This window comes from Microbacterium sp. C5A9, assembly GCF_022627955.1.
Lineage (GTDB): Bacteria > Actinomycetota > Actinomycetes > Actinomycetales > Microbacteriaceae > Microbacterium.
In genome coordinates this window covers 402004-415105 of sequence record NZ_JABXGD010000001.1, presented here as the reverse complement: position 1 = coordinate 415105, position 13102 = coordinate 402004, and the positions used below count along the sequence as shown (strand labels likewise).

The following is a 13102-nucleotide window of genomic DNA, read 5'->3' as shown; positions in this document are numbered from 1 at the left end:
GGTAGTTGTCAGACTGCGGTTACTGCGGAGTTATCGGTGAAGACGGCATCGAGGTCGATGAGTAGTTCTCGATGCCACATCAGGTGCATCAGTGCGGGTACGTGTTCGCCTGGCTTGTCGGTCTCTAACGCTCGGCGCAGCGCGCCGTACCGTGGTGCGTTGCAGGCGGAACGCAGTATCCGCGCACGCACATCCGACGACGGTTTAAACATCGGGTGACGGTATCTAGAGACCATTTCGAGGTTCCACGCCGTCACGTCGGGCAGCTGGTCGACAAGCACGTATTCCCACCCGAGCTCATTGCACACTCGCTGTGTTGAGGCGAACGCCTGGCGGTCGCGCTCAGACGTCATCGACTGCAGATGGACGTCGAGTACGATTCGACTCCCATCGGCGGTGCGCATCAGATAGTCGGGAACGTGGGTCGTGCCGTCAGCGAAGCCTAAGACGAAGGGCTGGGCGGACACCGCGCGCACCGCTCGCATGTGGTCGAACATCATGAGCCAGGAATACTCCGCCATCGACTCATGCCAGACCATTCCCCTTACTCCCTCGAACCAGTAATGGCCTTGGTAGTTGAGCTGCCCTTTGTACTTCGGCGCGATACGAGCGCGCCCTTCCGGCATCAACTCGTTGAGCCGATGCTCGTTGCTCACACGAGTCGTATGAACACCTTTGGCGTCTCTCCAGGAGATGCGATCCACGTCCCCTGCAGCACCTTTCGCTGCCCGTCTCACCAGATTCATCTGAGCTCCATTTCCGTCGCGGTGACGACCCTACCGGGCTACCTCGCCGCTTACGGCGAAGTAGACAAGTAAGTCAAAAGCTCCGACTACGCTGTTAGACATGTCTAATCCCCGATATACGCCGCGCTCTTACGTGCTCCCGGCTCGCGATTTCGGGCGACGTAGGCACACCGATTGGCTCGAGCCTGATGCGTCGTGGACCCCTCAGGAAGTCGCCCACCTGGAGGCATCCCAGCTGCAGCATCGGATCGCTTATGGCGTGGTCGAGGAGTTCCTTCCTTCCTCGGAAATCCGCACCATCACGGCTCTCGCGGCCGAAGTGGACATCCCCTACGACCGTCTGCTGCGTATGCTGAACGGACGCGTCGTGATGCAGCTGGAGGACGTGAGTCGGCTTCGGAAACTGATTGGCGAGCCCCTCGGATTGTGGATCGCGAGCAGTCGCGAGTGGCAGCAGAGCACCCACTGGCCGGACCTCGAAAAGTGACATGAAAATCCGATCTCGTTAGACGCGTCTAACCGGCGTGTCGTATGCGGATTTTAATCAGGCACTGCTAGGCGGCGCAACCATTCCAGCCAAGATGGTCCTGCCAGAGCCGTCCTGACGGCGCTTCAGCTCTCCCACAGAGGGCTCGCGAGTCCCACTGACCGATCCTCGCGCGCGCAATCGGCATCTCGCGTACGCACCCCTTCCGTCGCGATACAGTCGTGAGCGTCAGGGGGATGTATGGGGACAACAGCGAACTTTCAGGTCTTGCGGCACGCGGTCATTGACGCGTCAGTGGCGGACCGGTGGAAGACAGCTCTGCTCGAATGGGAAGTAATCTCCGTCGAAGAGCACCCAACGAGCGAAGGCGAGTGTGTGTGCGGTCAGACAAACCTGCTCTGGATGTACACAATCGCGAATGACGCGAACGGCCGCACCCTGTTCCCCATCGGCAGCACGTGCGTCAATCACTTCGGTCGGACGGATCTGAACCGGCAGATCACAGTCTTCCGAAAGCTGCTTTTGGTTCGAGATGCCGCGAAGTCAGGTTCCCCCATCACGATGGATACGAACTTCTTCTCGCGCGCAGCGCTCAGCTTCCTCTACGAGGAGGGGGTGTTCACGCCCGACGCCTACAACTTCGGGGATGGGTGGAATGACTACGACTTCCTCCTGAAGATGTTCGGAGTGCGCGATAAGGACGCAATCACCTCCAAGCAGCGATGGAAGATCCGGAAGCTCATCGACCTGAAGATCACGCCGTTCGTTCTGACGGACTCGCGACTCGGCTGATTACGCCGACAGTAGTCGATGCAGGTCATCATGAACGATGGACAATCGGGAACGGTGGATCCTCCGCCATCCATGCGGCAAGCTGGTCGACCAGCTCTCGGATCTCTCGAACTGCGAAGTGGCCTGGGTCCCAGGACGCGTATAGAGCGATTGACAGCGCCCGATCCTGGACGCAAGCCCGCATCGTTTGAAGACCGAAACGCACCGACTCGGTGGCTAGAGCGACACCCTGGCCGCTGGCTGCAAGTGCCTGCGCGACGGAACCTGAGACTACTTCACGAAACACCGCGGTAGGAAGAAGGTGAGCCGCCTGTCCCCGCACGGCGATCCCGACGCCTGTCCGCGGGATAAGGAGGACCTCCGTCTTGCTAGCTTCGAGGTCGAACTGAGAGGGCGATCTCGACCAACCAGAAAGATCTCGAGCTTGGGCCATGATGGGGATCTCCGCAACGATAGTCCACTGTCGGCCCGCGCTCGGCATCACAGTTGACACGGCCAGATCAGCCTCGCTGTCCAGGGCTTTGTCAATGGAGTCTGCCGGCATCACCACGAGATCGGAGACGCCGGGAGGCGCCTGGGCAATGAACGGAGCAAGGACATGCTCGGCGGTGCTGAAAGGGCACGCGACGCGGAGTCTGGGCTGGCCGCCATGACGAGCGTCCATCACCGCGTTGAGCTGTTCTACCTGGGAGAGAATCACACTGCTCAGTTCAAGCATCGTGGCCCCCGCCGCCGTCAACTGCATTCCCGTTGGTCGACGATGGAACAGCTTCGCACCGATGCGGGCTTCCATACGCTGCACCCGTTTGGTCAGAGCCGGCTGCGTGATGTGCAAGGCGTGAGCAGCCGCGGTCAACGATTGATGACGACCGATGGCCTGTACACACTGATAGTCAACGATGTCCATTCCCTCAGGTTATGCCGAAGAACACACATCGGCATTAGACGGCACGCCTCAGAAGGATGACGATGGACCGGCGGCCAGTTAGACCGCAGGGCTCGTCAAGGGAGATGAGAAGAAATGGCAAAGACATCATCGAAGGAGCGCACCGCGCTTATCGGGGCGTTCATAGGCAACTCACTGGAATGGTTTGACTTCTTCGTCTTCGGCACGGCGGCGGCACTCGTCTTCGGCCCCGTGTTCTTCCCGGACGTCGACGCGGGCACCGGACTATTAGCGTCATTCGCGACGCTCTGGGTCGGATTCCTCACCCGCCCACTCGGCGCGTTCGTCTTTGGGCATTTCGGCGACAAGTTCGGCCGTAAGAACGTGCTCCTTGCCACCCTGCTTCTGATGGGTGTCTCTACCACTCTCATCGGATTGCTTCCGACCTACGCGCAGGTGGGTCTCCTCGCCCCGATCCTGCTCGTGCTTCTGCGTGCGGCCCAAGGACTCGCCGTTGGAGGCGAGTGGGGCGGAGCCGTCCTCATCGCAACTGAGCACGCCGACGTGAAGCGCAAGACCGTCGCTGGAGCCTGGGTGCAGCAGGGCTCTCCCGTCGGATCGCTTTTGGCGACGGGGTCCTTCCTCCTCGTTGGGATGCTCCCCGATGAGGACTTCTTCGCCTGGGGATGGCGCTTGCCGTTCCTCTTCTCGGTTGTACTCGTCGTGGTGGGCATCGTCCTCCGTTTGCGCGTGACGGAATCGGAAGAGTTCCTGGAGACGAAGCAGGCAGGCGCTACTGAACGGGCACCAGCCATCCGTGTGTTCACTCAGGCTCCGCTGATCCTCATCCTCGCGATCCTCGCCTCCATCATGGCAATCGCAAACGCCTACTTCACCAATACGTTCCTTCTCGCGTGGGCGACGGGGCCGCTTGGGTTCGACCGGCAGGTGATCCTCAATGTTCTTGTCGGGGCTTCGGTGGTGCAGTTCTTCACGCAGCTCCTCGCTGGTCACGCGGCGCAGCGTTTCGGACGTACGAGGGTCATGGCGGTCGGCCTTGGCGTCGGGATCCTGCTCATCGTCCCCTACTTCGCTGCAATCACGAGTGGGAATCTCCTCTTCATCACTCTCACCCTGTGGCTTTCGTTCGGGAGCATCTGCTCCTACTTCGCCGTCCTCGCCAGCTTTCTTGCATACGCGTTCCCTCCGCAGATCAGATACTCCGGCATCTCCCTCTCCTACCAACTGTGTTCATCACTCATCGGCGGGCCAACGGCATTCATCGCTCAGTGGGTGTTGAACGCCAGCGGCAACAATCCCTGGGCGGTCGCGGTGTTCTACGCGGCCCTCCTCATCGCGACCCTGACGGGATGCGTCTTGTTGGGGCGAGTCATTGCACGGCGTGACACTGCGAGCGCACCTTCCGCTGAGGTCGCCAGTACTTACCCCACAACGGCCTGAGAGGGGACCCCCATGCGCCAGCACGTCACTGTCACCTCATCCAATCCCCGTTCGCGAGGACTTCAACGTGGTCGAGTAGTGTCTTCTGCCCTTCCCGACATGCTTACCCAGTACTTGGACCTCTTCGCGCTCGGCGGGATGAAAGAATCCGAGGTGCGAGAGCATGCCGAGGCCGCACTACAGACTGTCAGGTCGTGGGACCGGCGATACGCCGAAGAGATTGAAGGCATCGCATCGGCCGCGGAGCTCGACCCATGGAAGATCACAGCACTGAACGCCCGCACCGAGCTGTTGATGTCCCAAGAGCAAGGCGTAACGTTCGGCGGCGAATGCAGCACGCTTGCATTCGCCGACGAGCACCGCGTGCTGGGGATCCAAACGTGGGACTGGCAAGACGAACTGAGCGCGTACTGGCACACGCAGACAGTGTTCGGCGGACGACTCTCCCACCGTGGAGTCAGCGAACACGGCATTCTTGCGAAGATCGGGATGAACAGCGCAGGCGTCGGTGTGTTCCTCAACATCCTCTCCAGCGTCGACGACCACACCTCCGGAGTCCCAATCCATGTACTCATTGCGAGTGTGCTTGATAACGCCGCGTCGGTGTTCGATGCCATCGACCTACTTCAGAGTGCCCCTCTAGCGAGCTCCAGCAACCTGACCGTCATCGACTCTCACACTGCGTGCGCTGTGGAGCTCAGCCCGAACGGGGTGAGGGTCGTTCCTGCCGATGAGCATGATGTCGTCGTGCACACCAATCACTACTTGAGTGCTGAGCTGCAAGGCGGTGAACGGCGCGGACGGTTCGGCGACGACAGCTACGAGCGACAGGATCTGCTCTGTCAGCGGACACGGTCGTGGCGTAGACCTACCACCATTGACGATCTCCCATCGTTCCTGCATTCAGACCCGGGTGAGCCGAAATTGTCGTGCCGCGCGGATCCAGGAGCCTCGTTCGGCCAGCGGGTTCGCACTCTCGCAACTGTGCGAATGGACCCACGAGCATCACGTATCGACGTTCTCGACGGGTCTCCAGCCGAATCGGAGCACGACTGGGTCACGCTGGCGGAGACCGAATGACCCCGACGCAGCCAGCAAAATCGAGCATCGGTTAGGTTTCGCGGACGACTCCGAGACCGCCCATGTGCTCCTGCAAGGCGCCATCTGCCGTGACCGTCATATCGGTGGGACGGACGTTTTGCGGCTTCAGCAGCACAAGCGCGGCGTCCCCGTTCCAGAAAGACTCAAGGTGCAGTGCCTGCCACTGGTCAGGATGGGATTCCTGCGCCAGCCGAATCTCAGGAAGTCGCGGTTCAACCGCGATAACCGCCGCTCGGATACCGGGTTCAAACGGTTGCATGGTTCCCCTTTCCGACACACACCAGGGGTATCGAGGAACCTCCTTTGGAAGAGGCCCCGCTACAGAATTGAGGACCAACACGCCCACGGTTGCGCCTATGAAGGGCTTCTCTCGAACGCGAGCTCTTCCTATCTCTAGGCTGAACCTATGACGATGGCGGGTCACATGTCGCTGGCGATGAAGCGACCATCACGGCACCGCGGAAAGAGGCAAGATGTTTCTGGAAAGACTCACGCTCACGAACTTTCAGAGCTTCGGCCCCGATCCCGAAGTCATCCGCTTCAGTGAGCGTCTCACGGCACTGCTCGGCGGAAACGCCACAGGAAAAACCGCCGCGAACCAAGCACTTCTTCGACTCTTCAGCGTCGTAGCCGACCAACGCTCGGTGCGACTGAGCGACTTCCACGTTCCCGCGAACGAGACGACGGCGCCCGCACAACGGGACCTGCGAATCGAAGCGGTCTTCGCCTTCCCCGAACTCGATGACCCCGACGCTCACCCCGAACGGACCGTCCCCGAATTCTTCCGGCACATGACCGCAAACGAAGACGGGCATCTGAAACTCCGCATCGTTGTCACCTCCACGTGGACGGACGAGGGCGGCGCGAACGGAACCATCAAAACCGAGCGACGAATCGTCTACACCTTTGATGACGACGACGAGAGTCGATCCGCCCGGTTTGAGGAGAGCGCACGCGAGAAGATCCAGGCAATCTACGTCCCTGCCTCTCGCGATGGCGCCCGTGAAGTCACGGCATTCCTTCGTGGCCGGCTGTGGCGGGCAGCAGAATGGTCGGCCGACTTCCGAACGCACCTCGCCACAGCAGCCACCGAACTGTCCGAACGGTTCAAAGACGAGAAGGTCGTGCTTTCCGTCACCGATGTCATCACCCGACGGTGGCAGCAACTGCACAGCATGAAAACGGATGCGACACCGACCTTCGAGCCCATCAATCGTGAGCTTCGAGTTCTCGTCTCCAACGCGGAGTTGCTGTTCGAGCCGTCGGTGACTGGTCGCTCCAGACCCGCCGCCGAACTCAGCGACGGCCAGCGCTCGCTTCTGCACATCGCGCTGACCGCCGCATCACTCGATCTTGAAGAGGGGATCGTCGCCGGCACTCACGCCGATGCCTTCGATGTGAAGCCCTCGTCGCTACCGGTTCTCACTCTCCTCATCCTGGAAGAACCGGAGAACAACCTCTCCCCGTTCTTCCTCTCTCGAGTCGTGCGACAACTCCTCGCAGTTGCCAAGGGAGGACGAGCGCAAGCAGTGATTTCCAGCCACTCCTCCAGCGTGGTGAGCCGGATTGCGCCGGAGAGGATCCGACACTTCCGGCTTGACGAAAAGACGCTGACCACGGTTGTGCGAAAGGTCCCTCTCCCCCCAAGAGGGACCGAGGAGGGTAAGTACATCCGCCAAGCTGTCCGCGCGTACCCAGAGCTTTACTTCGCGAAGTTTGTCGTCCTCGGCGAGGGGGATTCAGAGGAGGTCGTGCTCCCGATCCTCGCCGCTGCGCGTGGAATCCACATTGACCAGTCCTTCGTGTCCATCATCCCTCTCGGCGGCCGGCACACACTGTACTTCTGGCGGCTGCTGGAAGGCTTGGAGATTCCTTACGCGACCCTGCTCGACCTCGACTACGGGCGGGCTGGCGGCGGGGAGGACCGCATCAAGGACGTCGTCAACAATCTTCTCGACGAAGGCTACGACCCGTTCGATGGTGCGCCCGGCCAAGCGACGAGCGTTGCAGACCTGAAAGATCTCACCCAGGCGCGGCTGGATGAGTGGATGAAGCACCTTCGCAGCTGGTACGTCTTCTTCTCTGCGCCGCTGGACTTGGACATGACGTTGTCTGCAAAGTTCCCGACGTACTACCGCGTCAAGAACGGTGGGCGTGGCCCATCAACACATGACGCACGCAACTCTGTGCTCGGCGCCGCGGATGTGCGACCCGAGATGACCTTCTGGGACTCCGACGCCAAGAAGACGGAGTTGCGGTGGTACCGCTACCTGTTCCTATCACAGTCGAAACCCAGCACGCACGTACGTGCAATGGCGAGCATCCCGAAGTCGAAGCTCAAGGCCATCGACGGTGGACTGAAGTCGCTCATCACCGTCATCGGGAAGGAGATCGGTGACCTATGAGCACCCCTGAAGCCGATTGGCGGCCACACGGCATCGATGACCTCGAGGAGGCCGCCTGGGAGGCGCTGAAGTCGGAAACCGCGTCTGTGGCCGCTGGCCCCGGAGCGGGCAAGTCAGAGTTTCTCGCGCAACGCGCCAGCTACCTCCTCGAAACGGGCCTGTGCGCGCATCCGCAGCAGATCCTCGCGATCTCGTTCAAGCGGTCCGCTGCGACGAACCTACGTGACCGTGTTCGGGAGCGGCTTCCTGACCACGCTTCCCGGTTTGTGTCGATGACGTTTGACGCATTCACGAAGATGATTGTCGACCGGTTCTCCAATGTGCTGCCAGTCGAGTGGGCGTTCGCAAATTACCGCATCGAATTCGCGAGCAACAGGGACATCAAAGACTTCCTTACTGATGTCGCAGCCTCTGCGCCCGCGGCCTTCCGCTCAGGTGTATACGCCATCAAGGCGGACGACTTCCTCGCCAAGCATGTCGGTTCCGCACCGCTGAACGACGACCTGCTCACACCGACAACAGCCGAGGCTTTCGCCGTCAAGGAATGGTGGTCGTACCGTTACCTCGACAGGAAACTGCCGACCGTGGATTTCGTGATGCTGAACCGTCTCGCGGACCTCATCATCCGGACCAGCCCCCACCTCAGACGCGCACTGGCAGTGACGTACCCGTACGTATTCGTCGACGAGTTCCAGGACACCACCTTCGCGCAGTATTCGTTCCTGCGTGAGGTGTTCGCGGGTACAGACGCCCAGGTCACCGCAGTTGGCGACCGGAATCAGCGCATCATGGGCTGGGCGGGTGCGCTCAGCGACGCATTCAAAGAGTTTGAGAACGACTTCCGGGCGGAGACTTTCGCGCTCACATCCAACTACCGTTCCTCCCCGGCGCTCGTCGACTTGCAGCACCGCTTCGCGAAGCTGTTGTCCCCCGACGCCGCAAAACAGGCGTCGAAGGTGATATCGAAGACTGGAGACTCTGCCGCACAGGTCTGGTCGTTCCCAGACCCCGACACCGAGGCGGCGAAGATCGCCGACTGGGTGCGCGACGACATCGACGAATCCGGCCGACTGGCGTCCGATTACGCCATCCTTGCTCGCCAACAGGTTGCCGACATCGAGCCCCGCATTCGGGAGGCCTTCACGAAGCGGGACCTCCGGGTTCGCAACGATGACACAGACATCAACAAAATCCGCCTGCAGGACCTCCTCGGAGACGACCTCACTCGGCTGTTCATCGACACATTGCGGCTCGCCGCATCGAGAGGAGGCGAGCCTGACGCGTGGTTGCGAACCGCATCCACCCTCCGAGCCCTCCTACCCGCTGCTTCGCTTGGCGAGACGTGGGAGGACCAGCTCTCCGACTATCTCACCGACCTGCGCGGATGGTTCTCGGAGACAAAGACGGCGCTGCCCGCAAGCACGGCGGCAACAGAGATCGCAGCCGGCACTCTTGACCGCTTCACGAGCTTCCTTAGTCTTGAGCTCCTCGGAAACGGTCGGAAGCTGGCTGAGAACGTCGATGAGGCTAAGACCAAGCTCACTGCCGTCGGTCTCCGGCTCGAATGGGCATTGAAAACGACCGCCAACTGGGCCGACGTGGCTGACACGTTCATGGATGATGGCGCGATCCCTCTCATGACGATCCACCGCAGCAAAGGTCTGGAGTACCACACGGTGTTCATCGTTGGCCTAGACGATGAACAGTGGTGGGCGTACACAAAGGACTCCATCGAGGCGACGATGACCTTCTTCGTCGGTGTGTCCCGAGCTGCCGAGCGCGTGATCTTCACCCGCTCCGACGACGGGGCCACTCCGTGGAAGATTCGTGCACTCTACGACGAGCTCGAAGCTGCTGGCGTTCCATTCTTCGAGATGGACTGACCGGTAGCGTGCCGCCACCAGAGAGGAAGACGAGACCCCATGCACGCCTCGGACAGGCAGCCTGTCTTCGATTCCGTCGAACGCACGGATGGCAGTCCACGACATAGCACAGAGCGCACCTACACGTTCCTGAACCGCGTTAGCGGCGACTTTTGGCAGCATCCCCGCCACCTCATCGACTCTTGGGCGTCACATGTCGTCGACGATTTCGCGTACAAGGATATCCGCGCTCGACTCCGGGCTCGGGACGACCGTCAGTTCAATAGCGCGCTCCACGAACTCTTCGTACACGAGATGCTCCTCCGCGCTGGCTACCAGGTCACGGTTCACCCGATGCTCAGCGACTCCACGCGGCACCCCGACTTCTACGCGGAAAAGGATGACGCTGGGCTGTATGTCGAGTGCATCGCTCCGGGGTGGAGCAACGTCACCGACGCGGAGAGGTCCCGCTTCAACCGCTTCGTTGACGTCATCAACAAGGCGAAGATCCCCAACTTTCGTATCGGGCTCGTGGAATTGACACAGGGCGCCTCCGACCCGGCCGCGTCCAAGCTCCGACGGGAGATCGAACAGTGGCTAGCCACCCTTAACCCCGACGAGGTGGACCTCCTCTCCGCGGCACCTACTCTCGAATGGACGCACGACGACTGGTCAGCGACATTCTGCGCTCTTCCCGTCGACCGGAAAGCTCGAGGGAAGCGAAGGCGGGCGATAGCGCTGTTTGCACACGAACCGGCCGCGTCGTTCGATGGAGCAGGCGTCATCCTGAACGCACTCGAAGTGAAGCACCACAAGTACGGTGCACTCGATGCGCCGTTCGTTATCGCCCTCGGCACCTCGTTCTACGACACGGACCGGCATCACAGCCTCCAGGCTTTCTGGGGAAATGACCTCGGCTCAGAGGACGAGCTATCCCCCGAGGACGGTGGATATTTCGGGCTCCCCGGAAGCTGGCGGAATACCAGCGTCGCGGGCGTCTTGCTCGTGAACCGCCTCCACCCCGCGAAGCTTGCGGAAGTGGAGGTGACCGTCTGGGCGCATCCTGGAGCCGAGCAAGCACTGCCTGGACTGGATGTGGTCGGCGACCGGATCACTTTCGATGGCACAAGAATCGCGACGGAGCCGAACGCTGTGCGCGTACTGGACTTCTTCGGGCTTCCGACACCGTGGCCGCCGGGTGAACCATGGCCAACTTCGAGGAGCGCCGCGGACTGACATCACTGTCAGTCCTGCACCAGTGGTCGACTCGCGACGTCACCCGAGCGTTGCGATGCTTAGCAGCAGCCACGCTTGCGCAGAATATATTCCGCAACACGTAATGTTGGGACTATATTGCTGAGTGGGTGGACCCCGCGAGGGTTATGGCTCCGTACCGTGACCGAAATCTCGTGAGCACGCTCGATTCGATGCATTTTGCCCGGCCTGCAACCTTCTACCTCAGAGAACCGTGACACTCCGGACTTCGCGGATCGCGCAGGACGTCGTAGCGCGCCGCACGAGTCCCCGATTCGCAGGAGGAGCTCACACGATGACAGATGACCAGCCCAACTCGTGGGCCGCCATCGTCGGTCCTTATTACATAGCCCACTCAATCGCGCGCGAGCTCGGATGGCCATCGCAGCAGGTGAGCGCATCCGCAGTAGCACTCGAGCTACTCGAACTGACGACCGTCGAACGCACACCTCTCTACCCAGAGTTTCAGGTCTGGAACGGCCGAGTGGTCAAGGGCTCAGGCGAGGTCCTGCAGGCACTGAGCGCAGGCACGGCGTCGACATGGACGTGGGCGCAGTGGCTGAACGCCCCCGTCGACGACGAGACCGGAGAACCGGCGCCCAGTGCCATTGAGCAGCTTCGAGCCGGGCAGGTCGACAAGGACCTGCTCGATGCAAGACACGCAGCCGCGGCTTGGAGGAGCTGATGAAGGCACTTGAGTACTCGACACACCTTGACCTCCCGGATGAGCGCGTCGCGGTGTGCGGCGACTGGCACGGGAACGTCCACTGGGTCAGAACGCTCGCGCGGGCGTTGTCCACACTTGCGCCTGAGATCACCACCATCCTCCAGCTCGGGGACTGGTGGATGAATCCGCGGGACCAGGACGCCGCATTCAAAGACAGCAGCATCGACACTGTCCTCGTGACGCTCGGGAACCATGAGCCTTGGAACCTCGTCACTCCCCTGCTTGACACTCATCCAGGCTCGTCGGTGCGAGTATCGGCGATGACGTGGTTGCTGTCGCGGCCGGCATACCTCACCATCGGCGGCCGTCGGGTGTTGTCGCTGGGCGGTGCTTCCTCCGTTGACAAGGCATGGCGCAAGCCCGGCGCGAGCTGGTGGCCAGACGAAGACATCACCGACGCACAGGCGAAGGCCGCCCTCGTGGGCGCTGCCAACTATGAACCCGCCGATCTGATGCTCACTCACGAGACACCCGACCTTACGCCGGTGAAAGCTGTCCGCGCGGTACTCCGGGAGAATCCCCTGGCATTCCCGGATGACGCTCTCGCCGGATCTGCCAACTCACGCCACCGGGTCGGGAAAGTGTGGGCTATCAACCATCCGGAGCTGTTGATACATGGGCACATGCACGTTCCGGGAGGCGGTCAGACCGACGATGGCCGCCGCGTGGCGAGTATGGGCCGGGACGGACAACAGGGCAGTCTCGGCTTCCTCGACATGCGGACACTCCGGATGGAGACGCCGTCGCTGCGGCAGATCCGAGAGGCAGCGGAGGCCTGACCCGACCTGCAATCGTCAGGCGACTCGCAGGTCTCTGTCACGGAGAAGGAGCCCTCTGGCGAGGAACATCGGAGGTGTCTGGCGCCGGATGAACGCACGGAACCCCGGCGATGCGACGTCGTCCCCATCTCACAGCCACTCCGGACTCAACGCCGGCGCTTCGCGCATCCACCGTTCAGCAGGTAGACCGCGCAGCTCCAGCGCGTAAGCGAACCCCGTGGCGAGCAGAACGTCGTATTGCCCGCTTCCCGTCGGTCTTGGCTCGTCGAGCTGGCCGTGGGGAGGCGTGCCCGTCGCGTTGATGACGTGGCCGAAGAGTTCAGTGATGAGACAGTCTGCAAATTCGATGTCGCCAGCGACCAGCGACCTTTTGATCTCGGCGGCAACATGTGGCGTGGTGAGGAGACGCGAACCCTTCATTCCGTCCTCTCCTGTCGTAGCTACCGCGAAAGCTCCGGTCCGAGCGTCCACCTTACGCTCGCACGTTGTTGCTCTCGCTCTGTGGTCTTGTCAAGTGAAGACGGGCGCGCTCCGTCTTCACCTACTACCCTGCGGCACATCCGCCGACTCTCGTGCAAATCCAGGTAATTTGGCACGCTGCC

General features: G+C 61.4%; 13 protein-coding genes. 9 read left to right on the top strand and 4 right to left on the bottom strand.

The genetic code is table 11. The annotated features are described in order from the left end of the window. Window positions 1-8 precede the first annotated feature (8 nt). Window positions 9-704, bottom strand: coding sequence for a TnsA-like heteromeric transposase endonuclease subunit (locus HWD99_RS01855; protein WP_241794536.1), 696 nt, complete (start codon window positions 702-704; stop codon window positions 9-11). 142 nt (window positions 705-846) lie between these two features. Between HWD99_RS01855 and HWD99_RS01850 the strand changes: the two genes are divergently transcribed. Together HWD99_RS01850 and HWD99_RS01845 are read left to right on the top strand one after the other, a co-directional pair. Beyond that, on the top strand, window positions 847-1233 hold the full coding sequence (locus tag HWD99_RS01850) for a hypothetical protein (RefSeq protein WP_241794535.1): 387 nt from the start codon (window positions 847-849) through the stop codon (window positions 1231-1233). Between the two features lie 240 nt (window positions 1234-1473). Further along, entirely contained in the window at window positions 1474-2025 is a 552-nt protein-coding gene (locus HWD99_RS01845; protein ID WP_241794534.1) for a hypothetical protein, read from the top strand. 28 nt (window positions 2026-2053) lie between these two features. Here HWD99_RS01845 and HWD99_RS01840 read toward each other — a convergent pair whose 3' ends face one another. Further along, the gene (locus HWD99_RS01840; RefSeq protein ID WP_241794533.1) at window positions 2054-2932 is read right to left on the bottom strand and encodes a LysR family transcriptional regulator; all 879 of its coding nucleotides are present in this window, start codon (window positions 2930-2932) and stop codon (window positions 2054-2056) included. 114 nt (window positions 2933-3046) lie between these two features. On the opposite strand from HWD99_RS01840, the gene HWD99_RS01835 reads away from it, so the two are divergent. After that, window positions 3047-4372 carry an MFS transporter gene (locus tag HWD99_RS01835; protein ID WP_241794532.1) on the top strand — a complete coding sequence of 442 codons (1326 nt, stop codon included), beginning with the start codon at window positions 3047-3049 and terminating at the stop codon, window positions 4370-4372. A 12-nt stretch (window positions 4373-4384) separates the two neighbouring features. Continuing rightward, entirely contained in the window at window positions 4385-5452 is a 1068-nt protein-coding gene (locus HWD99_RS01830; protein WP_274617897.1) for a C45 family peptidase, read from the top strand. A gap of 31 nt (window positions 5453-5483) precedes the next feature. Here the strand turns inward: HWD99_RS01830 and HWD99_RS01825 are convergent, their stop codons facing one another. Continuing rightward, window positions 5484-5732: a hypothetical protein gene (locus tag HWD99_RS01825; protein ID WP_241794530.1), complete on the bottom strand. Its 249-nt coding sequence runs from the start codon at window positions 5730-5732 to the stop codon at window positions 5484-5486. A 214-nt stretch (window positions 5733-5946) separates the two neighbouring features. On the opposite strand from HWD99_RS01825, the gene HWD99_RS01820 reads away from it, so the two are divergent. The 5 genes from HWD99_RS01820 (at window position 5947) to HWD99_RS01800 (ending at window position 12500) form a co-directional block, all read left to right on the top strand. Then, a complete protein-coding gene (locus HWD99_RS01820; protein ID WP_241794529.1) occupies window positions 5947-7878 on the top strand; it encodes an ATP-dependent endonuclease in 1932 nt (643 codons plus the stop codon). After that, the gene (locus tag HWD99_RS01815; protein WP_241794528.1) at window positions 7875-9761 is read left to right on the top strand and encodes a UvrD-helicase domain-containing protein; all 1887 of its coding nucleotides are present in this window, start codon (window positions 7875-7877) and stop codon (window positions 9759-9761) included. Before HWD99_RS01820 ends, HWD99_RS01815 begins: the two co-directional genes overlap by 4 nt. Before the next feature lie 39 nt (window positions 9762-9800). Continuing rightward, complete coding sequence (locus tag HWD99_RS01810) at window positions 9801-10976, top strand: hypothetical protein (protein WP_241794527.1); 1176 nt, start codon at window positions 9801-9803, stop codon at window positions 10974-10976. 313 nt (window positions 10977-11289) lie between these two features. Beyond that, window positions 11290-11679 carry a hypothetical protein gene (locus HWD99_RS01805; protein WP_241794526.1) on the top strand — a complete coding sequence of 130 codons (390 nt, stop codon included), beginning with the start codon at window positions 11290-11292 and terminating at the stop codon, window positions 11677-11679. Continuing rightward, window positions 11679-12500 carry a metallophosphoesterase gene (locus HWD99_RS01800; RefSeq protein WP_241794525.1) on the top strand — a complete coding sequence of 274 codons (822 nt, stop codon included), beginning with the start codon at window positions 11679-11681 and terminating at the stop codon, window positions 12498-12500. The genes HWD99_RS01805 and HWD99_RS01800 overlap by 1 nt, the downstream gene beginning before the upstream one ends. Before the next feature lie 129 nt (window positions 12501-12629). Here the strand turns inward: HWD99_RS01800 and HWD99_RS01795 are convergent, their stop codons facing one another. After that, a complete protein-coding gene (locus tag HWD99_RS01795; RefSeq protein WP_241794524.1) occupies window positions 12630-12920 on the bottom strand; it encodes a hypothetical protein in 291 nt (96 codons plus the stop codon). Window positions 12921-13102: the final 182 nt, after the last annotated feature.